Origin of the sequence: uncultured Paenibacillus sp., from assembly GCF_963515335.1 — a bacterium.
Lineage (GTDB): Bacteria > Bacillota > Bacilli > Paenibacillales > Paenibacillaceae > Paenibacillus_I.
In genome coordinates, this window is record NZ_CAUPYC010000035.1 from 1 (window position 1) to 23,844 (window position 23,844).

Genomic DNA, 23,844 nt, shown 5'->3' on the forward strand with positions numbered 1-23,844 from the left:
GGCCTACGCCGTCGCCGCCGGGCAGCGGGCGTGGACGGACGCCCGCAACGTCACCGCGCTCGCCGACCTTGCGGAGGCGGCGGCAAGCGGCGGGCGCGCGCCGATGGTCGTGGCGGTGGGCACGATCGTGTCCGCGGTCGACATCGACGGCGACCGCGTCAGCTTTCGCGCGGACCTGGCGACCGTCCGCGTACAAGGCGCCGCGCCGCGCGGGCTCCGCGAGCGCGTGCAGGTGCAGGTCCGGCTCGCGGAGCGGCCGGAGCTGCAGACCGCCGCCCGCTGGAAGCGCGGCGACAGGCTGCGGCTGTCCGGCATGCTGGAGCGTCCGGCGCAGGCGACCAACTTCGGCGGCTTCAATTACCGCCGCTACCTGTACGGGCAGCGCATTCACTGGCTGCTTAAAGCGGACGGCGCCAAGTCGGTCGCTATCGCCGGACGGGAGCGTTTGTCGACGGCTGCGCTGCTGCGGCCGTTCGATGCAGTCCGGGCCCGACTTGGCGCGGGCATGGATGTTTTGTTTCCGGTGGAACAATCCGGTTACATGAAGGGACTTGTGCTGGGCGTGCGGGCCGATATCGATCCGGAGCTGTTCCGGCAGTTCTCGCAGCTTGGGCTCACGCATATATTGGCGATCTCGGGCTTGCACGTCGCCGTTTTTCTTTTTGGACTGGGCGGCTTGCTTCGCTTTATGCGGCTTTCCCGTGAAGCCGTTTATGAGCTGCTCTGTTTTGCCGTGCCGGTATATGTTCTGCTGTCCGGAGCGTCCCCGTCGGTTGTCCGAGCCGGCGTGATGGCCGTTCTCGGACTTACTGCGGCACGCTTCAACCGCCTGAAGGACGGTCTGCATGTGCTGTGCGCCGCCGCGCTTTTCATGCTGATCTGGAATCCCTACTACCTGACCGACGTCAGTTTTCAGCTTTCGTTCGCAGTGACTGCGGGACTGATCCTCGGCGTTCCGCCCGTCCGCCGTATGCTGCCGAGGCCGAAGCGGGGCGGGGCGCTGCTTGACCTCATCGCCGTATCCGCGGTCGCCCAGGCCGTGTCTTTTCCGCTGTCCATTTATTATTTCAATCAATTTCATTTGCTTTCGCTTCCGGCCAATATCGTGCTGGTGCCGTTCATCAGCTTTATCGTCATGCCGGTCGGCGCCGCGGCTTTGTTTGTCTCTTATGCGTGGCTGCCTGCGGGGAAACTGCTTGCCTTCGGCGCCGATGCGGCAAACGCGGCAACCTTTGCTTTTACCGATTGGCTGTCGCGTACCGAGTCTTTGCGGACCATCTGGCCTTCGCCGCCCGTGTGGTGGATTATTGCTTGGTATGCGGGACTAGGTATTCTGCTCCGGCTGCTTCCGGCATTACCGCTCGAACAGCAGAATCCCGGGACGGATAACCCGAAAAATCCGGCAGGAGACACAGAAACGCAGCCGCTTGGCTCGCAAAGCCGTCCGAATAGTCCGCCACATGTACAGCCCTGCAGCCTGTACACATTGCCGGACAGAGTCCATGCTTCCGATTCAGGTTGGCGCGGCTTGTTGAAGCCCATCATGGCCACGGCAGCGCTCGCCGGCTTGCTCATATACGCTTATGCACCCGACCGGTTCGACCGCTCCGGTCGGGTGCAGTTTCTGGACGTGGGCCAAGGCGATGCGATTCACATCCGTACGCCGGGCGGCAAGCAGCTGCTCATCGACGGCGGCGGCGCGATCCGTTATCGCAAACCGGACGAGGCTTGGCGGGAGCGGCGGGATCCGTTTGAAGTCGGAAGAAAAACGGTCGTTCCGCTTCTGTTAAAACGCGGCGTTCATGCCATCGATTTGCTTGTCGTGACGCATCTGGACGCCGATCATATCGGGGGGTTGAAGGAGGTGCTGAGATCGATTCCGGTTAAAGCGATATTATGGAACGGCACGCTGAAGCCCGGTGCCGAGTCGAAAAATCTGCTCCGCGAGGCGGCCCGGCGGAAAATCCCGGTCATAGCGGCCGACTCCGCTTTGCCGGTTTACCGCCCGGACGCCGATACGTCGCTGCGCATCCTTTGGCCGCGTCCGGCCGCGCCGGCGCGTACGGGAGGGCTGCCTGTCCTGGAAAAACAGAATGATCTAAGCGTGGCCGTGCAGCTCACGATGTATGAACGCACGTTTGTGCTGGCCGGCGATATGGGATCGACGACCGAGCGGTCGATTCTGGAAAGCTTTCCGGATACAAGCATGCTTGATTCCGGGGACGATGACGAATCTGGCCGTTCCGCCGTCGACGGCAGACGGCCCCCGTCGTCCGCGTACCCCGCCGTCGCCGATGCCGCCGATGTCGCCGTCACAGCCCCGATCGACGTGCTGAAGCTGTCGCATCACGGCAGTAAAAACTCCTCAAGCGCGGAGTGGCTCTCCTACTGGCGTCCCCTGGAGGCGGCCGTCTCGGTGGGGCGAAACAATTTCTACGGCCATCCGAATCCCGACACGCTGCAACGGGCCGCCAGGATCGGCGCGACGGTGCGCCGCACCGACGAGGACGGAGAAATCCAATACGACGTCGGCCGCGGCTACCTGCGCGTTCGCACGAAAATCACAAGGCCGCAACGGGCAAGCGGTAATAAGGCCATGATACAACGCTAATACGGCGTGGAGGGGATTATGCTGTCGGCTATCTTAATATTCGGCCTCGTTTCCTGATAGTTGCAGCCGCAGTTGCGAGTAAAGCCGAAGGGGCCGGCCCTGAGTCATCCGCGATGACCAAGGGCCGGCCCCTGCTTTTTTCACATTTCATGATCCATACTGCCAGCGGCTATTGAGGGTTCGTGGTCCAAATCCCCGCAGTCTTCAGGAACACCCTTGGCGGCAGCTTCAAGCCTGCCAGGATCAGCTCGGCCACATCCTCGGGCTGCATCATCCGGTCCTCGTCGCCGATCGGCAAGCCCGCGTTCGCGGCAAGCTCCGTATTTACCGTGCTCGGCGACAAAGCCGTGACCCGAATGTTCGATTTCCGGACCTCCTGCATCAGCGCCTCCGTCATGCCGAGCACGGCAAACTTGGAGGCGCAGTAAGCGGAGCCCCTGGCGAAGCCGCGTTCGCCGGCGGTCGACGCGACATTGACGATGGAGCCTGCATTCTGCTCAAGCATGGTCGGCAGAACGGCCCGGGTGACGTAATACGTGCCCATGAGATTGACCTGAATGATCCGCTCCCATTCGGCGGGATCCATCTCGAGCAGCGTGCCGAATGTGGCCGTGCCGGCATTGTTGACCAGAATATCGACGGAGCCCAGCCGGCCGATGAGCGCTTCGACCGCCTTGCCGACCTCGCCCTGGCTGGTGATGTCGGCTTCGGCCGCATGCACCCGAACGCCGAATTCGCCGGACAGCTGCTCCTGCACCGCTTTAAGATCCGCGCCGCTTCTGGCGATCAGGCCCAGATGCACGCCTTCCCGCGCCAGAGCGGCAGCCGTCGCTTTGCCTATGCCTTTTCCGCCGCCCGTAACGATTGCCGTTTTGTTCGTTAACGACATTCTCTCATTCACTCCTCTTCGAAAACCATTTTTACTAACTTCATTATAGTCAACCTGCCGGCGCCGCACAAATCACAAATTACGAGCAAAACTACCAGGCCGGAATCCGTATACGCCCCGACCGATTTCTGTTATCCTTAAGACTGGACTACTTTGGTCTTTTGTCCTATATTTCTTATCCGATTCTTAAAATTTCCTAAAATAAGCCGACGGAAAAAGTGCAACCTTTCCCCCGACAATCACGTCTGGAAGGTTGCAAGAGAGGGGGATCCTTCGTGGTGGAGCCTGGTCTCATACGAGCCGCTCAATCGGGCGATCGCGACGCCCTAATCACTCTATTGCGCGAAATAGAAACCCACGTGTACCGAACCGCCTACTACATTCTCAACAACGAGCAGGACGCGATGGACGCGGCGCAGGAAGCGCTCATCCGCATATACACCAGAATCAATTCCTATGAAGAAAAGGCTCAGTTCAAGACGTGGGTGCAGCGGATCGTTACGAATATCTGCATCGACAAGTTTCGCCGCAGCAAGCCGACCGTATCGATCGAGGAGCACGATATGGTATTCCGCGAGAAGCAGAGTGTGGAAGAGGAAGTGCTGTCCACTTATGCGGCGAAGGATATTCGGGAGGCCATCGAGAAGCTGCCCGAGCATCATCGGGCGGTTGTGGTGCTTCGATACTTGCAGGACTTTTCGTATAACGAAATTGCGGATTCGCTCGACCTGCCGTTAAACACGGTGAAATCTTATTTATTCCGGGCAAGACAACAGCTTCAATCGCTGCTTCAAGATTATCAGAAAGGGGGTGTCCGAGGATGACATGTCAAGAGGTGATGGACTATATGCAACGCCATTTGGATGGCGATCTAGACGAATACGAAACCGAAATCCTGAAGGAGCACACCAGGCATTGTCCCGATTGCGCGGCCATGTACGAACGGCTGAAGCTTCTGTCCGCCGAGCTGGAGAGCTTGCCGAAGGTCATGCCGCAATACAGCCTCGTTGACGCCATCCTGCCGCAATTGGAGCGAATCGAACCGGCCGTCCACGCCGATCCGCATTCCGGACCTTCCAAGCCGGTGCCGCTCATGCCTGTCGTGCTTCCCGGTGACCTCGATCCGCGCCGGGCCGCGAAGCGGCCGACGCGGCGCTGGACGGAACGCATCTCGGTGCGGGCGCTCGCCGGCGTCGTCGCCGCCGGCCTGGTCGTCGGCCTGTTTCTGGTCACGTACAATCCGAATGCGGCGAACGATCTGTTTACCGGCGGCGCCGCGATGGATTCCGCGGATTCAAGCTCGTCTTCGGACGCGGCCGGTGACGCCGCCGCGACCGATCAAGCCGGCCCGCTGTTCAACAAGGAAACAACCGGCAAGAACGATGCCAGCCCCTCGTCTTCTTCCGGCAACGACGCATCCGCAAATTCTGCGGATACGGCTGACCCTGCGCTGGAGATCGCCCAGCCGGCGCCGTCCGATAACGGCGCGGAGCGGGCGGACAACGGCAGCGGTCAAGCGCCCGAGCGTCGGAGCGGGCAGAGCGAGCCTGCGCCGGCTTCGCCCCCGAAGAAGGAGCAGGAGAAAAGCGCCGCCGCGGTTGTGCCGGTCGAGCCGGACAATGACGGCGCTTCGAGCTTCTCTGCAGGCGCCGCGGACGGTTCGGCCGACGGTTCGGCGAACGGCAACGGTTCCGCCGGTTCGGGCAATGCCGCAGACAGAAATACCGGTGCGGCAGATGCAAAGGCGGATAACCGAACGCCTGCGGGGGAGAACCGATCCGGCGCCGAGGAAAACGTCCCGGCGGGGGAGTTGGAAGATTCCGCAGAGAGCCAGAGAGACAAAATGGGAACCATGACGGCACCTTCCTCCGCGGAGCATTCGGTTTCGCCGGACGGCGCGTATTCGGCGCATGTTGCGGAGTCGAAGCTTACCGTCTATGACGGGGCAACCGGCGCAATCCTGTTCCAGAGCCGGGAATGGACCGGGGAAGCGGTTCTGGGCGTCTGGTCGGATGACGGCCGGTTTATCGAATACGAGGTTCACCGAAGCGACGGCACCGTCGAGCGGTTCCGGGTGAACGTCGAAGAAGGCACCGAAACGAAAATTTAACGTAAATTAACGAAAAACGACCCGATCTCCGCACACTTTCCGCTCTGCCGCGTACATTATAGAAGCAGGGGTTACAGAGCGAGAAAGCCTTGATCTTCGTATGACCGTCCGCGGCAGGCGCCATGGACCTGCGGCCGACGTTTATATAGATCATCGAGGACAAAGGGATGAAGCCTTCCCGGGCATCATCCCTTTGTTGCGCGTTTGGCGGGCGAAGGGAGCGAGAGCATGAACCCGAGCGTTGCGGCAAAAGAAATCAACAGCGGCCAGGTTAGGCCGTTCTATGTGCTGTTCGGCAAGGACAGGTACCGGATGCAGGAATTCGTTTCCTATTTGACGGAAAGACTGCTCGGCCCGGATGAGCGCGAGCTCGGCGTGGTGAAGTTCGACACGGCGGAGACGCCGGTGGAAGAAGCGGTGCTGGAAGCGGAGACAATGCCGTTCTTCGCCAGCCGCAAGCTGGTGCTTGTCCGCGACCAGTCGGTATTCGCCTCAGCGGCAAAGGAGGGCAAAATCCAGCACGACACGGATCGGCTGCTCGCTTATGTCAAACAGCCGTCGGACACGAGCGTGGTCGTGTTCGCCGTTCACCACGACAAGTTGGACGAGCGCCGCAAAATCGTCAAAACGCTGAAGGAAAAAGATGCCGTCATCGCTTTTCCGGAGCTTGAAGGCGCCGAGCTTACCCGCTGGGTCGTTCGCCGCGCCAAAGGCCAGAACCGCACGATGTCGGAAGCGGCGGCGGAGCGGCTGATCATTCGGGTCGGCTCCAACCTGCAGGCGCTCTCGCAGGAAACGGACAAGCTGTGCCTGCATGCCGGCGACGGCGGCACGATCGAAGCGGAGCAGGTCGACGCGCTGACGACTCCGACGCTGGAGGAGGATGTGTTCGCGCTGATCGACGCGATGGCGTCCTCCCGCATAGACAGGGCGCTGGCGCTGTACCGGCACCTGCTCGTCCGCAAGGAGGAGCCGATCAAAATCGCGGCGCTGATCGCCCGGCAATTCCGGATCATGCTGCAAATCAAGGAGCTGGAGCAGCGCTCCTATTCCCAGCAGCAGATGGCGTCGCAGCTTGGTCTGCATCCCTATGCGGTGAAGCTGGCGGCGGAGAAGGCGCGCGGCTGGACAACCGAGCGGCTGGGCGGCCGGCTGGAGCAGGCGGCCGAGCTCGATTACCGGATGAAAACCGGCCAGATCGACAAGGAGCTGGGACTGGAGCTGTTCCTGCTCTCCCTCGGCGCCTGAGCGGGCCGGCATAGCGGTCGGTTCACCGGATCCGCAGCGAAGCGCAAAGAAAAGCCCGCAGTCGCGATCGATCGATCGCGTGCGGGCTTTTGCATGTATACAACGGTTCCGCTCGAACCTTATGCTTGAGCCGAAAGGGCGTTAAGCTTCTTGGCAAGACGGGATTTTTTGCGGGCGGCCGCATTTTTATGGATCAGGCCTTTCGTTACGGCTTTGTCCAATTTCTTGGTAGCCGCGACGAGCGCTGCTTTGGCGGCTTCGGCGTCGGTTCCCGCGATCGCTGCGTCGGCTGCTTTAACGGCCGTACGAAGTGCGGATTTCTGCGAAGCGTTAAGCGCACGGCGTTTTTCGCTCGTTTTGACGCGCTTGATGGCGGATTTAATGTTTGGCATGTGGTTCACCTCCTGAAAGCGGAAATACCCAATACTGCTTTTAACAACAACTTGAAATATTCTATCACGGCGCAACCCAAAATGCAATAGCGTCACAGGCCGCATCACACGCCGCGCAACAGGCCGCGCAACAGGCCGCCGCTATGCCCCGGAATCGCCGCATAGAAACGTCCCCCGCCGCGCATGATAATGCAAAAACAGCCTTGGGAGGATTTGCCGGCCATGATGGAACATGAACTTGATTTACGGCAGTATAATGTACGGACGGACCTGGCGCTGGAGGCCAAGGAGCTTGCCGAAGCCTCCGGTAACGCAGCGCTTCAGGGCGTGCGGACCGAGACCGTTCAGGAAGAGGGCGTCACGATTACGCGCATGAGCATCGAGAACGAAATCGGGGCCAACGCCATCGGCAAAATGATCGGGCAGTACGTCACGCTCGAGGTGCCCGGCCTGCGCAACCAGGACACCGGGCTGCAGGATCGCGTCGCCACGCTGTTTGCCCGGGAATTTGAAGCGTTCCTGCAAAGGGTGGGCGTCGGCAAAAACGCCAAAACGCTGATCGTCGGCCTCGGCAACTGGAACGTAACGCCGGACGCGCTCGGTCCGCTCGTCGTCGAGAATACGATGGTGACCCGCCATTATTTCGAGCTCATGCCCGATCAAGTGGCCCCCGGCTATCGCCCGGTCAGCGCGGTGGCGCCGGGGGTGCTCGGCATAACGGGCATCGAGTCGAGCGAAATCGTGCAGGGCATCGTGCAGCGCACCGGGCCGGACCTGATTATCGCAATCGACGCGCTTGCCTCCAAAGCGATCGAGCGTGTGAACACGACGATCCAGATCGCCGACACGGGCATTCATCCGGGCTCGGGCATCGGCAATAAACGCAAGGGCCTTACGCAGCAAATACTGGGCGTTCCCGTCATCGCGATCGGCGTGCCGACGGTCGTCTATGCGTCGACAATCGTCAATAACTGCATCGAGCTGCTGTCCGAGCATTTCAAGCGGCAAACCGACAACGCGGGCCCGATCATGGGAATGATTCAATCGCTGCCGGAAAATGACCGGCTTCAGCTGGTGCGCGAGGTGCTGCAGCCTGTAGGCAACGATTTGCTGGTTACGCCGAAGGACGTCGACCAGTTTATCGAAGATATCGCCAACATTATCGCCAGCGGCCTGAACGCCGCTCTTCATGACGCGATCGACTCCAACAACGTCGCCGCGTATACGCACTGACCTTTTCCGCGGTTTCCTGAGAGGCTGCACGCGTATATACACTGACCTTTCTACGATTGCAATCCGCGATTCTAGCAAAACGGCTTCTATCGGTTCTAGTTCTAGCATTCCCGACTCTCTCATAAGCTGGTAGTGACCGGTGGCAAGAGAATGCGCGGAATGAGGAGGAACCGAACCTTGAAACGAATCGTCGCCCTGTTGGATGGACCACGCAGCAGTGAAGCTGTTCGACGGTTGCTCGCCAGCGGACGCGCCTTCGCGGCGCTGACCGTATGCTCAATGCTGTTCTTCGTAATCGCCGGGTTCGCCGGCTTGGCCTACAAGCAAGCCTCGTCTTCCCCCGTCACCTCGATGAAGGGGTTTGCGGCGGCCGTGTCCAGCGGCTTTTTTATCGGCATGCTCGGCATGGAGATGCCGGCCCTTCAATCGACCGATTCGGCCGGAGCCGTATCCGGCACGGAAACCGCTTCGTTTCTCGTGCGGCTGCTGACCGGGATTAACCCGAAGGACCCGCACAGCCTCCTCGCCGGGGAAATGCCGGGCTTCCAGAACGGCGACGCGATTCTGCTGCGCAGCGGCAGCGGCAGCGGCAGCGACGTTGCGGCCGGTCCGGAGGAGCACCAACCGATTCCGCAGCCCGAAGCCGTGGAGGAAACGGAGCCGAGCGGAAGCAGCGGAGCGGACGGGAACACGGATGCCGGCCCGGCGGACACGCCGGCGGACGACGGCGCCGTTCCGGAGGAAGCGGAGGACGCCGATCCGCCCGGGCAGCCCGAAGCGCCGGCGAAGCCGACGACAGGCGGTCGCAAGGTCGTGTTCATCTATCATTCCCACAACCGGGAATCGTGGTTTCCGGAACTGAAGGCGGGCACGAAAGACCCGAATTCAAGCCGGAAGAATATTACGCTCGTCGGCAAAAGGCTGGCGCAGCGGCTGGAGGCGCGCGGAGTGGGCGCGGAAAGCTCGAGCATCGATTATCCGACCGCCATCAAAGACTTCCGTTGGGAGCTGTCGTATAAGTATTCAAAGCAGACGGTCGTCGAGGCGATGGCTAAAAACGACGATTTCACGTTCTTTTTCGACGTGCACCGCGATTCCCAGACCCGTAATCTGACGACCGCCACAATCGACGGCAAAGACTACGCGCAGGTTTACTTCGTTATCGGGAACCGCAATCCGAATTGGCGCCGGAACGAGGCGTTCGCCACCAAAATCCACGAGGGGCTGGAGCGGAAATATCCCGGCATTTCGCGCGGCGTTTGGGGCAAATCCTCGAAAACGGGCAACGGCGAGTACAATCAATCGCTGTCTGCCGAGAGTCTCATCATTGAAGTCGGAGGCGTCGACAATACGCTCGAGGAATCTTACCGGACGGTCGACGCGCTGGCGGACGTCATCTCGGACATTTATTGGGAGTACGAGAAGGTTAACGCGAACCCGGCGGAGAAACCGGCGGTTTTACTGGCGGAAAGGGAAGGATGATCGGGAATGTGGAAAAAAAGACCGTGGAAATACGCGCTGCTCGGCGGCTTGGTTGTGACGGCGGTGCTGTACGGCATTGAATGGTCTTCTCAAGGGATCGGCGAAGTCTACGGACCTTTGGACGATCAGGCGGAGCTCCGGGCCGAAAGCGAAACGTCGACGCCGGAGACGGAGACCCCGCTGATGACGGACGGATACGACGAACGGATGCAGACCGCGCGGCTTGAAGCGGAACGCCGCTTGCGGGAAGCGCAGGAGGATTTGAACCGGCTGTCCGCGACGATTGAACAGAATCCCCGGGAGCTCCCCGGGGTGCCGGCGGAGTTCGAACAGCCGAGCGTCAACAAGCTGGCTGACGGCACGGCGGGCTTGCTGCGAGCCGTGGCGAACGGCGGCATCCGGTTTATCGTCTCCGTCTTCGACACGGTTACCGATTGACAGACGGACCGAGCTTCCGATCGCCCGGTCGATCGACGGACCGTTTCAAATCCGCTCCGCACTTCTTGATGCTTTCCTTTCCCGATTGGCGAGAAAAACTTTTTTACTTCCGAAGTCGGGTTGCCCCGGAATCCTGGAAGTTGTTCATCTGCGTATGTTCATCTGCGTATTGACTTCGATAGAAGTTTTTCTCATAATGGATAGAATGACTAGCATTTAGGGGCGGTGTAGGGGATAGCATGACTGACGTTCGCAAACGACAAGAGAAAATCCGTAATTTTTCCATCATTGCGCATATCGACCATGGCAAATCGACGCTGGCCGACCGTATTCTGGAGTTTACCGGCGCGCTGTCTTCCCGCGAGATGCAAGACCAGGTGCTGGACCAGATGGATTTGGAGCGGGAACGCGGCATCACGATCAAGCTGCAGGCCGTCCGCCTGAGCTACCGTGCGGACGACGGCGAGGATTATATATTGAATCTGATCGATACGCCGGGGCATGTTGACTTTACGTACGAGGTGTCCCGCAGTATGGCGGCCTGCGAAGGCGCTCTGCTCGTCGTGGACGCGGCCCAGGGCATTGAGGCGCAGACGCTGGCCAACGTCTATCTGGCATTGGACAACAACCTCGAAATTTTGCCGGTCATCAACAAGATCGATTTGCCGAGCGCCGAGCCGGAACGGGTGAAGCAGGAGATCGAGGACGTCATCGGCCTGGACGCCAGCGAGGCGGTGCTTGCTTCCGCAAAGGCCGGGATCGGCATCAAGGAAATACTGGAGCAGGTCGTGCAGAAGGTTCCGGCGCCGCAGGGCAATCCGGACGAGCCGCTTAAAGCGCTTATTTTCGACTCGCATTACGATCCGTACAAAGGCGTCATCGTGTACGTGAGAATAATCGACGGCAGCATCAAGGCAGGCAAAAAAATCCGCTTCATGGCCACCGGCGCCGAATTCGAGGTCATCGAGGTCGGCGCGTTCAAGCCGCGGATGGGGCTTGTGGACGAGCTTGCGGTCGGCGACGTCGGCTTCGTCGTCGCAGGCATCAAGAACGTGAAGGACACCCGCGTCGGCGACACGGTGACCGACGCGAAGAAGCCCGCTGCCCAACCGCTGCCCGGCTACCGACGGATCAATCCGATGGTATTCTGCGGCCTGTATCCGATCGAGACGCAGGATTACAACGACCTGCGCGAGGCGCTGGAGAAGCTGGAGCTGAACGACGCTTCGCTCCGCTACGAGCCGGAGACGTCGTCCGCGCTCGGATTCGGCTTCCGCTGCGGCTTCCTCGGCTTGCTGCATATGGAAATCATCCAGGAGCGGATCGAACGGGAATTCAACATCCCGCTCATCACGACCGCCCCGAGCGTGGTATACCGCGTTACCTTGACCAACGGAGATGTGCTCGACATCGACAACCCGTCCAACTATCCGGAAGTCGGCAAAATCGACCACGTGGAGGAGCCGTTCGTCAAAGCGTCGATCATCGTGCCGAACGATTATGTCGGGGCGATCATGGAGCTTTGCCAGGGCAAGCGCGGGGAATTCATCAATATGGAGTATTTGGACGCCAACCGCGTCACGCTTACGTACGACATTCCGCTGTCCGAAATCGTCTACGATTTCTTCGACCAGCTGAAATCGAGCACCAAAGGGTATGCGTCCTTCGACTACGAGCTGTCGGGCTACAAGTGCTCGAATCTGGTCAAAATGGACATCCTGCTCAACGGCGAGCAGGTCGACGCGCTGTCCGTCATCGTGCATCGCGACCGTGCTTATCAGCGGGGACGGGTTGTCTGCGAGAAAATGAAGGACCTCATTCCGCGCCAAATGTTCGAGGTGCCGATCCAGGCGTCGATCGGGACGAAGGTCATCGCCCGGGAGACGGTCAAGGCGATGCGCAAGAACGTGCTCGCGAAATGCTACGGCGGCGACATCAGCCGGAAGCGGAAGCTGCTTGAGAAGCAGAAGGAAGGCAAGAAACGGATGAAGCAGGTCGGAAGCGTCGAGGTGCCGCAGGAAGCGTTCATGGCGGTCCTCAAGATCGACGACTGAGCCTGACGATAATGATCGTGCCGTCCCGGGGCTTTCGCTTCGGGACGGCTTTGCTTTTTTCTACGAATGAAAGAGGGTGCAGGCATGACGAAGCGTAAACAATCGCCGAAGGCGTTATATATTCATATCCCTTTCTGCACGAACAAGTGCTACTATTGCGACTTCAATTCGTTCGTGCTGAACGGTCAGCCGGTCGACGCTTATCTGGCCGCGCTCGAGCGGGAGATGGAGCGGACCGTGAAGCTGCTTCCGCCCGAGCGGGTCGATACCGTGTTCGTCGGCGGCGGAACGCCGACGGTGCTGACGCCGGCGCAGATGAGCCGGTTCCTCGCGTCGGTGAAGCGTCATTTTCCGGTATCGGGGGATGCGGAGTTCACGATGGAAGCGAACCCCGGCACGACGGAGGCGGACAAGCTGCAGGCCATGCGGGAAGGCGGCGTCAACCGGATCAGCTTCGGCGTGCAGTCGTTCGATAACAGGCTGCTGGAGCGGATCGGCCGCATTCACAGCGTCGACGATGTGTACCGGAGCCTGGAGCTGGCTCGTGCCGCGGGCTTTGCGAATCTGTCGATCGACCTGATGTTCGGGCTGCCGGGCCAGACGCCGGAGCTGCTGGAGGGCAGCGTGGAGCGGGCGCTCGCGCTCGATCTGCCGCATTATTCGCTGTACGGGCTGAAGGTGGAGGAGAACACGCTTTTCCACACGCTGTACGAGCGCAACGAGCTGCCGCTTCCGTCCGAGGAAGACGAACTGGCGATGTATGTGCTGATCATGAACCGTCTGAAAGCGGCCGGCCGGCGGCAATACGAAATCAGCAATTTCGCTCGGCCGGGCTTTGAGAGCCGGCACAATATCACCTATTGGCGCAATGAGCCGTATTATGGGCTGGGCGCCGGCGCGCACGGCTACGCGCATGGCCTGCGCCACGTCAACATCAAGGGCGTGCAGCCGTTTATCGACGCTGCGGCAGGCGATCTGCCCCGTTTGACGGAAGAGCAAATACCGGATAACGAAGCGATGGAGGATTTCATGATGGTCGGCCTGCGGATGCTGGACGGCGTTCGGAATGCGGATTTCGCCGCCCAATTCCCGGACAGCACGATCGACGGCGTTTTCGGAACGGTTCTGCGGCCTCTGTTGGATGCCGGCCTGCTCGAGCGAGTGGAGGAGACGGACGGTTACGGCTACAGGCTTACGGAGCGGGGGGTGCCGCTCGGCAATGAAGTGTTCGGCGCGTTTATCGCCGTGGCGGAAAGCTGACGAACGCCGTTATAAATTTCCCTTGAGTGATCATACGAATTATTGTATATTTATTCATATTCAGATTGAGATCGCCGCGGGAACGAAGGGGAGCTAAGGTGAAGATCATGGAAGCGGTTTGCAGAAAAGCGACGTCCGGTGATGTTGAAGCTTTATATGCGTTAATCGAAGGCTATGCGCGGAAGGGCATCATGCTGCCCCGCTCACGGGAAACGCTGAACCGCCAGATCGACACGTTCGTCGTTGCGGAGGTGGAGAACCGGATCGTCGGATGCGGCTCGCTCTGCAGACTGGGCGGCGAGCTGGTGGAAATTCGTTCGCTCGGCATATCGGAGGGCTACAAAGGGCTCGGCATCGGAAGCAGGCTGGTGGACAAATTGGTTGACGAGGCGAAGGAGCAGGGCATCCCGAAGGTGATGGCGCTCACCTACGAGGTCGCTTTTTTTCGGAAAAACGGCTTTGAGGTCGTCGACAAAGAGATCTTTCCCGAGAAGGTTTGGACCGATTGCGTGAATTGCGCGAAGCAGCATTGCTGCGATGAGATAGCGGTGCTTAAAATGCTGAACTGACTTGACAATCGTCAAGCCGGTTTGGTATTTTTGTAGTAACGGCTAGCACTCAACGGTAACGAGTGCTAACACAACTGGGCGCCATAGGCACGCTGCTGCACGAGTTCCATCGGCAGCCTGTCAGCGCCGCGGGGAGGGTTCGGCATGTTAACGGAACGTCAGCGTATGATTTTGAATGCGATTGTGGATGATTATATTCGTTCGGCCGAACCCGTCGGCTCGCGGAGCATTTCCAAGCATGGCGGCATCGGCTTCAGCCCGGCGACGATCCGCAATGAGATGGCGGATCTTGAGGAACTCGGTTTTCTGGAGCAGCCGCATACGTCGGCAGGGCGCATTCCATCGACCAAAGGCTACCGCTATTATGTGGACCATCTGGTCAAGGTGGGCGAGCTCGGTGAAGAGGAGCTGGCGCACGTGCGCTCTTACTTCGCGAAGCGGATGAATCAGATGGAACAGATCATCCAGCACGCCGCGATGATTCTTTCGAATATAACGAATTACACGTCGATCGTGCTCGGACCGGAAATGTTCAGCAACTCGCTGAAGGCGTTTCAGCTCGTTCCGCTTAACGACCGCGCCGCCGTCGCCATCGTCGTGACGAACACCGGCCATGTCGAGAACCGGACGATCTCGATTCCGCCGGATTTCGACATGTCGGAGATGGAGAAGGTCGTCGGCATATTGAACGCGAAGCTGGCCGGCGTCCCTCTGCACCGGCTGCAGTCGAAGCTGTACAGCGAAGTAGGCGAGGAGCTCAGCCGTTATGTCGATCATTGCGAGTCGATCATCGATTCGCTCGGCAAGGCGCTCGAAACCGATCAGGAGCATCGCGTGTTTCTGAGCGGAGCTTCGAATATGCTGACACAGCCGGAGTTCAAGGACGTCGACAAGGTGAAAATGATCCTGGATTGGCTGGATGAAACGCCGACGCTCATGAAGGCTTTCGCTTCCGCGCCCGCGGGCATTCAGGTCAGGATCGGCACCGAGAACGACGACGACGCGATCCGCAGCTGCAGCCTGATCACGGCCAGCTACTCGGTGGACGGCAAGTCGCTCGGGACGATCGGCCTGCTTGGGCCGACCCGGATGGATTACGGCAAGGTGATCGGCCTGCTGGACGTGTTGTCCAAAGATCTGGCGCTCGTATTGGCGCGCTGGTACAAATAGAAGGCAATTCGGGGAATTGTACCAGCTTAAGGAGGTGAACGTTACGTGACGGCAAAAGATGCGGCTACTGAATTTACGGAAGAAAACGACAATCCCTCGTCCGGCGATCCGGAAACCGCGCAAGCGGCGGAAGGCGCTGAAGCGGGTGTGGACATAAACGGGGAAACTTCGCATGCGGAGCAGCCGGTCTTGGAAGAAGCGGAGCAGCCGGCCGGAGGGCGCGCCGCCGAACTGGAGCGTCTTCTGGAGGAGCAGCAGCAGCGTTTGCTGCGCGCACAGGCGGATTTCGACAACTTCCGCAAAAGAACGATCAAGGAGAAAGAGGAGCTCGGACAGTACGCTTCGATGAAGCTTGTCGGGCAGCTCCTGCCGATTGTCGACAATTTCGAGCGCGCCATCGGCGCATCGAAGGAAAGCGGCGATTTCGAATCGCTTTCCAAAGGCGTGGACATGATCTTCCGGCAGCTCAGCCAGCTGCTCGAGCAGGAAGGCTTGAAGCCGATGGAAACGGTGGGCCAGCCGTTCAATCCGGAATTTCATCAGGCGGTCATGACGGTGGAGTCGGATGAATTCGAGGAAGGCATTGTTGTCGAGGAGCTGCAGAAAGGTTATGTATTGAAGGAGAGGGTGCTGCGGCCCGCGATGGTGAAGGTCAGCGGCTGACGCAAGCCGTGAGTTTTGCATAAACATACGTATCGCAAAGGAGGAGCTCGCTTATGAGTAGAGTAATCGGCATTGACTTGGGTACGACAAACTCTTGCGTCGCCGTGATGGAAGGCGGAGAAGCGGTCGTTATTCCGAACCCGGAGGGCAACCGTACGACGCCTTCCGTCGTAGGCTTCAAGAAGGACGGCGAGCGGATCGTCGGCGAGACGGCGAAGCGCCAGGCGATCACGAATCCCGAGCGCACGATCATTTCGATCAAGCGCCATATGGGTACGAGCCACAAGGAAACGATCGACGGCAAGGATTATACGCCGCAGGAAATTTCCGCAATCATTTTGCAGAAGCTGAAGTCCGATGCGGAAGCTTACCTGGGCCAGCCGGTCACGCAGGCGGTTATTACGGTGCCGGCTTACTTCAACGACAGCCAGCGCCAGGCGACGAAGGACGCGGGCAAGATTGCCGGCCTCGACGTGCTGCGTATCGTCAACGAGCCGACCGCGGCGGCGCTTGCCTATGGCCTTGAGAAATCGGAAGACCATACGATTCTCGTGTATGACCTCGGCGGCGGCACGTTCGACGTGTCGATTCTCGAGCTCGGCGACGGCTTTTTCGAGGTTAAGGCGACGAGCGGCGACAACAAGCTGGGCGGCGACGACTTCGACCAGGTGATCATCGACTGGCTCGTTTCCGAATTCAAGAAGGAGCAGGGCGTGGACCTGTCCAAAGATAAGGCGGCCGTCCAGCGTCTGAAGGATGCCGCCGAGAAGGCGAAGAAAGAGCTGTCCGGCGTCATGACGACGACGATCTCGCTGCCGTTCATCACAATGTCCGACGGCGTGCCGCAGCACCTGGAGATGAACCTGACGCGCGCGAAATTCGAGGAACTGACGGCGCCGCTCGTAGAGCGCACGCTCGGCCCGACGCGACAGGCGCTCAGCGACGCCGGCCTGTCGGCAAGCCAGATCGACAAGGTCGTGCTGGTAGGCGGTTCGACGCGGATTCCGGCCGTCCAGGAAGCGATCAAGAAGCTGATCGGCAAAGAGCCGCACAAAGGCGTCAACCCCGACGAAGTAGTTGCGCTCGGCGCCGCCGTGCAGGCGGGTGTCCTGACGGGCGATGTGAAGGACGTCGTCCTGCTTGACGTCACGCCGCTGTCGCTCGGTATCGAGACGGCAGGCGGCGTATTCACGAAGATGATCGAACGCAACACGACGATTCCGACGACGAAGTCGCAGGTTTTCTCGACTTACGCCGACAACCAGCCGAGCGTGGAAATCCACGTTCTGCAGGGCGAGCGCGAGATGGCTGCCGGCAACAAGACGCTCGGCCGCTTCATGCTGGGAGACATCCCGCCGGCGCCGCGCGGCGTGCCGCAAATCGAGGTTACGTTCGACATCGATGCCAACGGCATCGTGAACGTGTCCGCGCTTGATAAAGGCACCGGCAAATCGCAAAAAATTACGATCACGTCCTCGAGCGGCCTGAGCGAGGAAGAGATCGAGAAAATGATGAGGGATGCGGAGCTGAACGCGGAGGAAGACCGCAAGCGCCGCGAGCTGGTTGAAGCGAAGAACGGCGCCGACCAGCTGGTCTACTCGGTCGACAAGACCCTGAAGGATCTCGGCGACAAAGCCGATGCCGAAGAAGTCCGGAAGGCTGAGGAAGCGAAGGAAAAGGTCAAGAAGGCGCTTGAAACCGACAATATCGAAGAGATCAATAAAGCGGTTGAGGAGCTGACGCAGGTCGTGCAGCAGCTGTCCGTGAAGCTGTATGAGCAAGCGGCGCAGCAGCAGGCCGCGGGCGCGAACGATGCGGGCGCGGGCGAAGCCAAAGGCAAGGACAATGTGGTCGACGCCGACTACGAAGTCGTCGACGACAAGAAATAAGCCGGCGGGCCATGCGCCCGGACGGAGCGGGGGTCAAAGCCGGGCTTTCCGGCTTTGGCCTTTCGTTGTGATTCCATGAATTAAGGGAGTACTACCTCGGGGGTGAAGGCGTGGCGGAGAAACGGGATTATTACGAAGTGCTCGGGATCGGGAAAGACGCCTCTGCGGAAGACGTCAAGAAGGCTTACCGGAAGCTTGCCAGGCAGTACCATCCGGACGTCAACAAGGCGGCGGATGCGGAGGACAAGTTCAAGGAAGTGAAGGAAGCCTACGATGTGCTGAGCGACGACCAGAAGCGGGCGGCTTACGACCGTTACGGTCATGTCGACCCGAATCAGGGTTTCGGCGGCGCCGGCGGACAGGATTTCGGCGGCTTCGGCGATATATTCGATATGTTTTTCGGCGGCGGGGGCGGCCGGCGGGATCCGAATGCGCCGCAGCGCGGCAACGATTTGCAGTATACGATGACGATCGAATTCAAGGAATCGGTGTTCGGCAAGGAGACGGAAATTACGATTCCGCGCACCGAATCGTGCGATACTTGCCATGGCTCCGGCGCGAAGCCGGGAACGAAGCCGGAGACGTGTTCCGTCTGCCGCGGCTCGGGCCAGCAGGAGGTCGTCCAGAACACGCCGTTCGGACGGATCGTCAACCGGCGCGCCTGCACGAACTGCAGCGGCACGGGACGCGTCGTCAGGGAGCGCTGTGCGGCTTGCCACGGCTCGGGCAAAGTGAAGAAGCAGCGCAAAATCAATGTGCGCATTCCCGCCGGCGTCGACGAAGGCGCGCAAATCCGGATTTCCGGAGAAGGGGAAGCGGGCGTCCGCGGCGGGCCTCCCGGCGATTTGTACATTGTCCTGCGCGTGAAGCCGCACGATTTCTTCGAGCGGGACAAGGACGACATTTATTGCGAGGTGCCGCTAACGTTCGCGCAGGCGGCGCTCGGCGACGAGATCGAAATTCCGACGCTGACGGAGAAGGTGAAGCTGAAAATACCGGCAGGCACCCAGACCGGCACCTATTTCCGGCTTAAAGGCAAAGGCGTTCCCCGCTTGCGCGGATACGGCCAGGGCGACCAGCACGTCAAGGTGACGGTGGTGACGCCGACGAACCTGAGCGAAGAGCAGAAGGAACTGCTGCGCCGGCTGTCCGGCTCGATGGGCGGCGGCGTGAGCGGTGAACAGGAGCATCATGAAACGATATTCGAGCGGATGAAAAAAGCGTTCCGCGGCGACTGACGGCAAGCCGGCCCGAGCGGGGGAGAACCCCGCCGTGCCGGCTTTTGCTTTTCGACGCTTCCGAACGGATTTGTATAAATCATGCCGCACGGCGAATGCTAATCTTTGAGTCGACTGCGTATGACGCTTGTTATCGAAGGAGGGATTTCATTTGGTGAATAAACGCAACCGCCCGGATGACCGGCCGGCAAGAGGGAGACTGCCGATCGGAACGAACGAGGATGTGGAGTTTTCCGAGGAGCTGGCTGACGAAGACGACCGTGAGGCCCGGCGTAGAGCGGAAGCGGCCGATTGCAGGGCGGGACTCGACGGGTAGCGGCGAGGAGGAGCCATGATGGCAGAGTTCGAATTGAACGCTTCGTTTCCCGAGGAACGGACAGCCCGCGAAGCGCAGCGGAAGCTTCAGGCTTTGCGAATTACGAGTGTGACGGCCGGTGAAGACGGCATGTCGTTCTCCGCGTGTGTGGAGGACGGCGTGATCGAGAGGGCGGCGCATCTGATTCGCGAGACGGGCGGCACGGCAAATTGGCATTGAATACCAGGGCCGATTTCTGTTAAATTGATCGGCAAAGGCATCCCGGATCGACCCTCACGCAGGCGGTGATCCGGGATGTTTTTTGTACTGCATCCGGATCTCCTTCCCGTGAACGGGAGGGAGACGTTTTTGTGCTGAGCCGCCATCTGTTGTAAAATGATTGCATGCGTTGGAGATGCAGGGGAGGCAAATATCGTTGAAATGGCATGAATGGACGATCTCGACGACCGAAGAGGCGATCGAGATGATTACGAACGTTTTGCATGAATTGGATGCGGACGGCGTGTCCGTCGAGGAATCCGGCTCGCTTAACCGGCCGCGGGACACGTCGCTCGGACAGTGGTATGAGACGCCGCTGAACGATATACCGGAAGGGCATGCGGTCATCAAGGGCTATTTTCTGGAAGGCTCCGATCCGGAGCGGATTCGCGCCATTCTGACCGCAAGAATCGATGAGCTTCGCGGCTTCGACATCGATCCGGGAGAGTACCGCATCGAAGAGGCGATCGTCGACGAAGAGGACTGGGCGAACGCTTGGAAGCAATATTTCAAGCCGATCCGGGTATCCGGGCGGCTGACGATCAAGCCGACATGGGAGGAATACGCTCCGTCGGCGGAGGAACGGATCATCGAGCTCGATCCGGGGATGGCGTTCGGAACGGGCACGCATCCGACCACCGCGCTCTGTCTGCGGACGCTCGAATCGGTTGTCCGCGGCGGTGAAGAGGTGATCGACGTGGGCACCGGCTCGGGCATATTGGCGATCGGCGCCGTCCGTCTGGGAGCGAGCCGCGTGCTTGCGCTGGACCTGGATCCGGTAGCTGTGTCCAGCGCCGCCGAGAACACCCGCTTGAACGGGCTTGAGGAGCAAATCCAGGTGCATTTGAGCGATTTGCTCGGCGTCCTCCGCAGCGGAGCGGCGGGCGAACAAGCGCTCAATGTGACCGTGCCGGTTGATGTCGTCGTGGCGAACATCCTGGCCGAAATCATCCTGTTGTTCACAGGCGACGTATACGAGGCTCTGAAGCCCGGCGGCATTTATATCGCCTCCGGCATCTACGAGAACAAGGAACGGGACGTCGCGGACGGACTGGCCGCGGCCGGCTTCGTCATCGAAAGCCGCAGCCGCGAGGACAAATGGATCGCCTTCACGGCGAGAAAGCCGGGGTGAGCGAATGGAGTGGCTGGAAAGACTTTTATGGTTTCCGCTCGATGAATTTCCGTTTGTGGTCATCAGCCTTGTGCTTGCCTTCACGATTCATGAATTCGCGCATGCTTACAGCGCTTATAAGTTCGGCGACAATACCGCGTACGATGCGGGCCGGGTAACGCTGAATCCGGCGGCGCATCTGGACGTTATCGGCACGATTCTGATTTTTCTCGTCGGCTTCGGATGGGCGAAGCCCGTACCCGTCAACCGCGGACGGTTCAAATACCCGAGGCTCATGGGGATCGTCGTTTCGGCCGTCGGGCCGCTGAGCAATTTGTTTCTCGCCGCGGTCGGGATTCTGCTCGCCGTGCTCGTTTTTCAGACCGGTTGGCTGATCGATGCGTCCATCGGCGTACAGAACGCCGTCGAAACGTTTCTTCGGTATTTGATCGTGCTCAACATCGGCCTTTTTCTATTTAATCTGATTCCGCTGCCGCCGCTCGACGGTTACCGGATCATTGAGGATCTTGTCCCGCACCGCATCCGCCTGAAAATGGACCGGAACGTTCAATGGGGCATGTTCCTTTTTCTGTTGATCGTCTTTATCCCGCCCCTGCGCGCGGTGACGCTCACTCCGCTGTTCAATCAGACCGAGGCGATCATTTCGAGCATCGCTCGTTTTTACGGTTTTTTCTATTAACGGGAAACGGCAAACACTCTGGCGATTGCGCCTTAAAACGTGTATGATGAAGGTTGGTAGACGGACATGCAGCGATATTTTGTGGCGGCGGAATCGTTCGGGGAGCACACGGTTGCGCTGGAAGGCGAGGACGCCCATCACCTGGCCAGGGTGATGCGGATGAAGCCGGGTGACGAAATCATCGTCAGCGATGGAGAGGGCCGCGAGGCCGTCGCCAGGCTGCGCGCGCTTGCGCCCGGCCGGGTCGAGGCGGATATTCTGGAGCTTCGCCCGGTATCGGGCGAGCCGGGCTGGTCGGTGACGGTCGCGCAAAGTTTGCCGAAAGGCGATAAGATGGAGCTCGTTATCCAGAAGGGTACCGAGATCGGTGCGGCCGCATTCGTGCCGTTCCAATCCGAGCGGATGGTCGTGCAGTACGACGAACGCAAGGAAGGCAAGCGTCTGGAGCGCTGGCGCAAAATCGCGAAGGAAGCGGCCGAGCAGGCGCACCGCAGCGTCATACCGGCGGTGAAGCCGGTGCTGAGCTGGAGCGGGCTTGTCGCCTCGCTGGCACAGTATGACGCCGCTTTTTTCTGCTATGAGAAGGAAGGCGGCTCATCCGGCTGCGGGCTGCGGGACGCCTTGCAGGCCGCGCTGGCGCAAGCCGTCGACCCGTCGGCGCTGAAGCTGCTGGTGGTCGTCGGCCCCGAGGGCGGTTTTACGGAACGGGAAGCGTCCGAGGCGCAAGCGGCCGGCGCCGTGACGGTCGGTTTGGGCAAGCGGATTCTGCGCACCGAGACGGCCGCCATGGTTGCGCTCGCGTGCCTCATGTACGAATCCGGAGAGATGGGAGGAAAATAACGATGCCATCCGTGGCGTTTTATACATTGGGCTGCAAAGTCAATTTTTACGATACGGAAGCGATCTGGCAGCTGTTCAGGAACGCCGGCTACGAGCAGGTCGATTTTGAGACGGCGACGGCCGATGTTTATCTGATCAATACGTGCACGGTCACGAATACGGGCGACAAAAAGAGCCGGCAGATCATCCGGCGCGCCGTACGGCGCAATCCGGACGCGGTCATCGCGGTTACGGGCTGTTACGCGCAGACGTCGCCGGCCGAAATCATGGCCATTCCCGGCGTCGACCTCGTGATCGGCACGCAGGACCGCGACAAGCTTATGACTTACATCGGGGACATTCAGAACGACCGCAAGCCGGTCAACGCGGTTCGCAACATTATGAAAACACGCGAATTCGAGGAGCTCGACGTGCCGGATTTCTCGGACAGGACGCGCGCTTTTCTGAAAATACAGGAGGGCTGCAACAACTTCTGCACCTTCTGCATCATTCCGTGGTCGCGGGGCCTCTCTCGCAGCCGCGATCCGCAGAGCGTCATTGCGCAGGCCCGTCAGCTTGCGGCGGCCGGCTACAAGGAAATCGTGCTGACCGGTATCCACACCGGCGGCTATGGCGACGACCTGGAGAACTACGATCTCGCCGACCTGCTGTGGGATCTCGACAAGATCGAAGGGCTGGAGCGCATCCGCATCAGCTCGATCGAGGCGAGCCAGATCGACGCCAAAATGATCGACGTGCTGAACCGCTCGGGCAAAATGTGCCGTCATCTGCACATTCCGCTCCAGGCAGGAGATGACACGGTGCTCAGGCGCATGCGCCGCAAATACACGGTCGACGAATTTGCGGCCAAAATCGAACAGCTTCACGAGGCGATGCCGGGCGTGGCGATTACGACGGACGTGATCGTAGGCTTCCCGGGCGAAACGGGCGAGATGTTCGAGAACGGCTACCGGTTCATGGAGCGCATGAAGTTTGCGGAGATGCACGTATTCCCTTACTCCAAACGGACCGGTACGCCCGCCGCGCGGATGGAGGACCAGGTCGAGGAAGACATCAAGAACGAACGGGTGCACCGTTTGATCGACCTTTCCGAGCGGATGCAGCTTTCCTACGCGAAGCCGTACGTCGGGCAGACGCTGTCCGTCATTCCGGAGCGGGATTACAAGGGCGCGCCGGGCACCGGCTTGGTGATGGGCTACTCGGACAACTATCTGCAGGTCGTGTTCAACGGCGACGAGTCGCTGGTCGGCCGGGTGTGCCGCGTCCGGATTACGGAAGCGGGCGTCAACGAGTGCCGCGGCGAGCTGGCCGGCGCAGAGGATTCAATCGATACGGGGGCCGATAAAACAACGGCGGCGGTCTGACCGGCCGCC

The 23,844-nt window shown here is 60.0% G+C and carries 22 protein-coding genes; 20 read left to right on the forward strand and 2 right to left on the reverse strand.

Going from position 1 to position 23,844, the window contains the following annotated elements; genetic code table 11:
* Positions 1–2,611: ComEC/Rec2 family competence protein (locus RWM61_RS12315; RefSeq protein ID WP_314001126.1), on the forward strand; the 2,611-nt coding region annotated here is incomplete at its 5' end.
* 169 nt (positions 2,612–2,780) lie between these two features.
* Here RWM61_RS12315 and RWM61_RS12320 read toward each other — a convergent pair.
* Positions 2,781–3,500: a 3-ketoacyl-ACP reductase gene (locus RWM61_RS12320; protein WP_314001128.1), complete on the reverse strand. Its 720-nt coding sequence runs from the start codon at positions 3,498–3,500 to the stop codon at positions 2,781–2,783.
* 275 nt (positions 3,501–3,775) lie between these two features.
* On the opposite strand from RWM61_RS12320, the gene RWM61_RS12325 reads away from it, so the two are divergent.
* The 3 genes from RWM61_RS12325 to holA all read left to right on the forward strand — a co-directional run bounded on the left by RWM61_RS12325 (position 3,776) and on the right by holA (position 6,858).
* A complete protein-coding gene (locus tag RWM61_RS12325) occupies positions 3,776–4,324 on the forward strand; it encodes a sigma-70 family RNA polymerase sigma factor (protein ID WP_314001130.1) in 549 nt (182 codons plus the stop codon).
* The gene (locus tag RWM61_RS12330) at positions 4,321–5,610 is read left to right on the forward strand and encodes a zf-HC2 domain-containing protein (protein ID WP_314001132.1); all 1,290 of its coding nucleotides are present in this window, start codon (positions 4,321–4,323) and stop codon (positions 5,608–5,610) included. The genes RWM61_RS12325 and RWM61_RS12330 overlap by 4 nt, the downstream gene beginning before the upstream one ends.
* 228 nt (positions 5,611–5,838) lie before the next feature.
* Positions 5,839–6,858, forward strand: coding sequence for a DNA polymerase III subunit delta (gene holA / locus RWM61_RS12335; RefSeq protein ID WP_314001134.1), 1,020 nt, complete (start codon positions 5,839–5,841; stop codon positions 6,856–6,858).
* Positions 6,859–6,977: 119 nt separating this feature from the next.
* Here the strand turns inward: holA and rpsT are convergent, their stop codons facing one another.
* Entirely contained in the window at positions 6,978–7,250 is a 273-nt protein-coding gene (gene rpsT, locus RWM61_RS12340) for a 30S ribosomal protein S20 (RefSeq protein WP_314001137.1), read from the reverse strand.
* Between the two features lie 225 nt (positions 7,251–7,475).
* On the opposite strand from rpsT, the gene gpr reads away from it, so the two are divergent.
* From gpr to mtaB, 16 genes are all read left to right on the forward strand, one after another.
* On the forward strand, positions 7,476–8,483 hold the full coding sequence (gpr, locus tag RWM61_RS12345; RefSeq protein WP_314001198.1) for a GPR endopeptidase: 1,008 nt from the start codon (positions 7,476–7,478) through the stop codon (positions 8,481–8,483).
* A 177-nt stretch (positions 8,484–8,660) separates the two neighbouring features.
* Positions 8,661–9,965, forward strand: a complete 1,305-nt coding sequence (locus RWM61_RS12350) for a stage II sporulation protein P (protein WP_314001139.1) — start codon at positions 8,661–8,663, stop codon at positions 9,963–9,965.
* 6 nt (positions 9,966–9,971) lie between these two features.
* Positions 9,972–10,403: a hypothetical protein gene (locus RWM61_RS12355; protein ID WP_314001142.1), complete on the forward strand. Its 432-nt coding sequence runs from the start codon at positions 9,972–9,974 to the stop codon at positions 10,401–10,403.
* A gap of 239 nt (positions 10,404–10,642) precedes the next feature.
* Positions 10,643–12,457 carry a translation elongation factor 4 gene (gene lepA, locus RWM61_RS12360; RefSeq protein WP_314001143.1) on the forward strand — a complete coding sequence of 605 codons (1,815 nt, stop codon included), beginning with the start codon at positions 10,643–10,645 and terminating at the stop codon, positions 12,455–12,457.
* Positions 12,458–12,541: 84 nt separating this feature from the next.
* On the forward strand, positions 12,542–13,717 hold the full coding sequence (gene hemW, locus RWM61_RS12365; RefSeq protein ID WP_314001145.1) for a radical SAM family heme chaperone HemW: 1,176 nt from the start codon (positions 12,542–12,544) through the stop codon (positions 13,715–13,717).
* 107 nt (positions 13,718–13,824) lie between these two features.
* Positions 13,825–14,286: an N-acetyltransferase gene (locus RWM61_RS12370; RefSeq protein ID WP_314001200.1), complete on the forward strand. Its 462-nt coding sequence runs from the start codon at positions 13,825–13,827 to the stop codon at positions 14,284–14,286.
* Between the two features lie 144 nt (positions 14,287–14,430).
* Positions 14,431–15,456 carry a heat-inducible transcriptional repressor HrcA gene (hrcA, locus tag RWM61_RS12375; RefSeq protein WP_314001147.1) on the forward strand — a complete coding sequence of 342 codons (1,026 nt, stop codon included), beginning with the start codon at positions 14,431–14,433 and terminating at the stop codon, positions 15,454–15,456.
* A 45-nt stretch (positions 15,457–15,501) separates the two neighbouring features.
* The gene (grpE, locus tag RWM61_RS12380) at positions 15,502–16,119 is read left to right on the forward strand and encodes a nucleotide exchange factor GrpE (protein ID WP_314001149.1); all 618 of its coding nucleotides are present in this window, start codon (positions 15,502–15,504) and stop codon (positions 16,117–16,119) included.
* Positions 16,120–16,172: 53 nt separating this feature from the next.
* Positions 16,173–18,008, forward strand: a complete 1,836-nt coding sequence (gene dnaK, locus RWM61_RS12385; RefSeq protein WP_314001151.1) for a molecular chaperone DnaK — start codon at positions 16,173–16,175, stop codon at positions 18,006–18,008.
* 110 nt (positions 18,009–18,118) lie between these two features.
* Positions 18,119–19,246, forward strand: a complete 1,128-nt coding sequence (gene dnaJ / locus RWM61_RS12390; protein ID WP_314001154.1) for a molecular chaperone DnaJ — start codon at positions 18,119–18,121, stop codon at positions 19,244–19,246.
* A gap of 154 nt (positions 19,247–19,400) precedes the next feature.
* The gene (locus RWM61_RS12395; protein WP_314001156.1) at positions 19,401–19,562 is read left to right on the forward strand and encodes a YfhD family protein; all 162 of its coding nucleotides are present in this window, start codon (positions 19,401–19,403) and stop codon (positions 19,560–19,562) included.
* A gap of 18 nt (positions 19,563–19,580) precedes the next feature.
* Positions 19,581–19,781, forward strand: a complete 201-nt coding sequence (locus RWM61_RS12400) for a hypothetical protein (protein WP_314001158.1) — start codon at positions 19,581–19,583, stop codon at positions 19,779–19,781.
* 196 nt (positions 19,782–19,977) lie between these two features.
* Positions 19,978–20,952, forward strand: a complete 975-nt coding sequence (prmA, locus tag RWM61_RS12405) for a 50S ribosomal protein L11 methyltransferase (protein ID WP_314001160.1) — start codon at positions 19,978–19,980, stop codon at positions 20,950–20,952.
* A 4-nt stretch (positions 20,953–20,956) separates the two neighbouring features.
* Positions 20,957–21,631, forward strand: coding sequence for a site-2 protease family protein (locus tag RWM61_RS12410; RefSeq protein ID WP_314001162.1), 675 nt, complete (start codon positions 20,957–20,959; stop codon positions 21,629–21,631).
* Between the two features lie 66 nt (positions 21,632–21,697).
* The gene (locus tag RWM61_RS12415) at positions 21,698–22,471 is read left to right on the forward strand and encodes a 16S rRNA (uracil(1498)-N(3))-methyltransferase (RefSeq protein WP_314001164.1); all 774 of its coding nucleotides are present in this window, start codon (positions 21,698–21,700) and stop codon (positions 22,469–22,471) included.
* 2 nt (positions 22,472–22,473) lie between these two features.
* The gene (gene mtaB, locus RWM61_RS12420) at positions 22,474–23,835 is read left to right on the forward strand and encodes a tRNA (N(6)-L-threonylcarbamoyladenosine(37)-C(2))-methylthiotransferase MtaB (protein WP_314001166.1); all 1,362 of its coding nucleotides are present in this window, start codon (positions 22,474–22,476) and stop codon (positions 23,833–23,835) included.
* Positions 23,836–23,844 lie beyond the last annotated feature (9 nt).

Coding starts and splice junctions, on each gene's coding strand:
- hemW (WP_314001145.1), top strand. CDS start 12,542: ATGACGAAGCGTAAACAATCGCCGAAGGCGTTATATATTCATATCCCT.
- RWM61_RS12400 (WP_314001158.1), top strand. CDS start 19,581: ATGGCAGAGTTCGAATTGAACGCTTCGTTTCCCGAGGAACGGACAGCC.
- holA (WP_314001134.1), top strand. CDS start 5,839: ATGAACCCGAGCGTTGCGGCAAAAGAAATCAACAGCGGCCAGGTTAGG.
- dnaK (WP_314001151.1), top strand. CDS start 16,173: ATGAGTAGAGTAATCGGCATTGACTTGGGTACGACAAACTCTTGCGTC.
- gpr (WP_314001198.1), top strand. CDS start 7,476: ATGGAACATGAACTTGATTTACGGCAGTATAATGTACGGACGGACCTG.
- RWM61_RS12320 (WP_314001128.1), bottom strand. CDS start 3,500: ATGTCGTTAACGAACAAAACGGCAATCGTTACGGGCGGCGGAAAAGGC.
- rpsT (WP_314001137.1), bottom strand. CDS start 7,250: ATGCCAAACATTAAATCCGCCATCAAGCGCGTCAAAACGAGCGAAAAA.
- mtaB (WP_314001166.1), top strand. CDS start 22,474: ATGCCATCCGTGGCGTTTTATACATTGGGCTGCAAAGTCAATTTTTAC.
- RWM61_RS12370 (WP_314001200.1), top strand. CDS start 13,825: ATGGAAGCGGTTTGCAGAAAAGCGACGTCCGGTGATGTTGAAGCTTTA.
- hrcA (WP_314001147.1), top strand. CDS start 14,431: ATGTTAACGGAACGTCAGCGTATGATTTTGAATGCGATTGTGGATGAT.
- RWM61_RS12415 (WP_314001164.1), top strand. CDS start 21,698: ATGCAGCGATATTTTGTGGCGGCGGAATCGTTCGGGGAGCACACGGTT.
- RWM61_RS12330 (WP_314001132.1), top strand. CDS start 4,321: ATGACATGTCAAGAGGTGATGGACTATATGCAACGCCATTTGGATGGC.
- RWM61_RS12410 (WP_314001162.1), top strand. CDS start 20,957: ATGGAGTGGCTGGAAAGACTTTTATGGTTTCCGCTCGATGAATTTCCG.
- RWM61_RS12355 (WP_314001142.1), top strand. CDS start 9,972: ATGTGGAAAAAAAGACCGTGGAAATACGCGCTGCTCGGCGGCTTGGTT.
- lepA (WP_314001143.1), top strand. CDS start 10,643: ATGACTGACGTTCGCAAACGACAAGAGAAAATCCGTAATTTTTCCATC.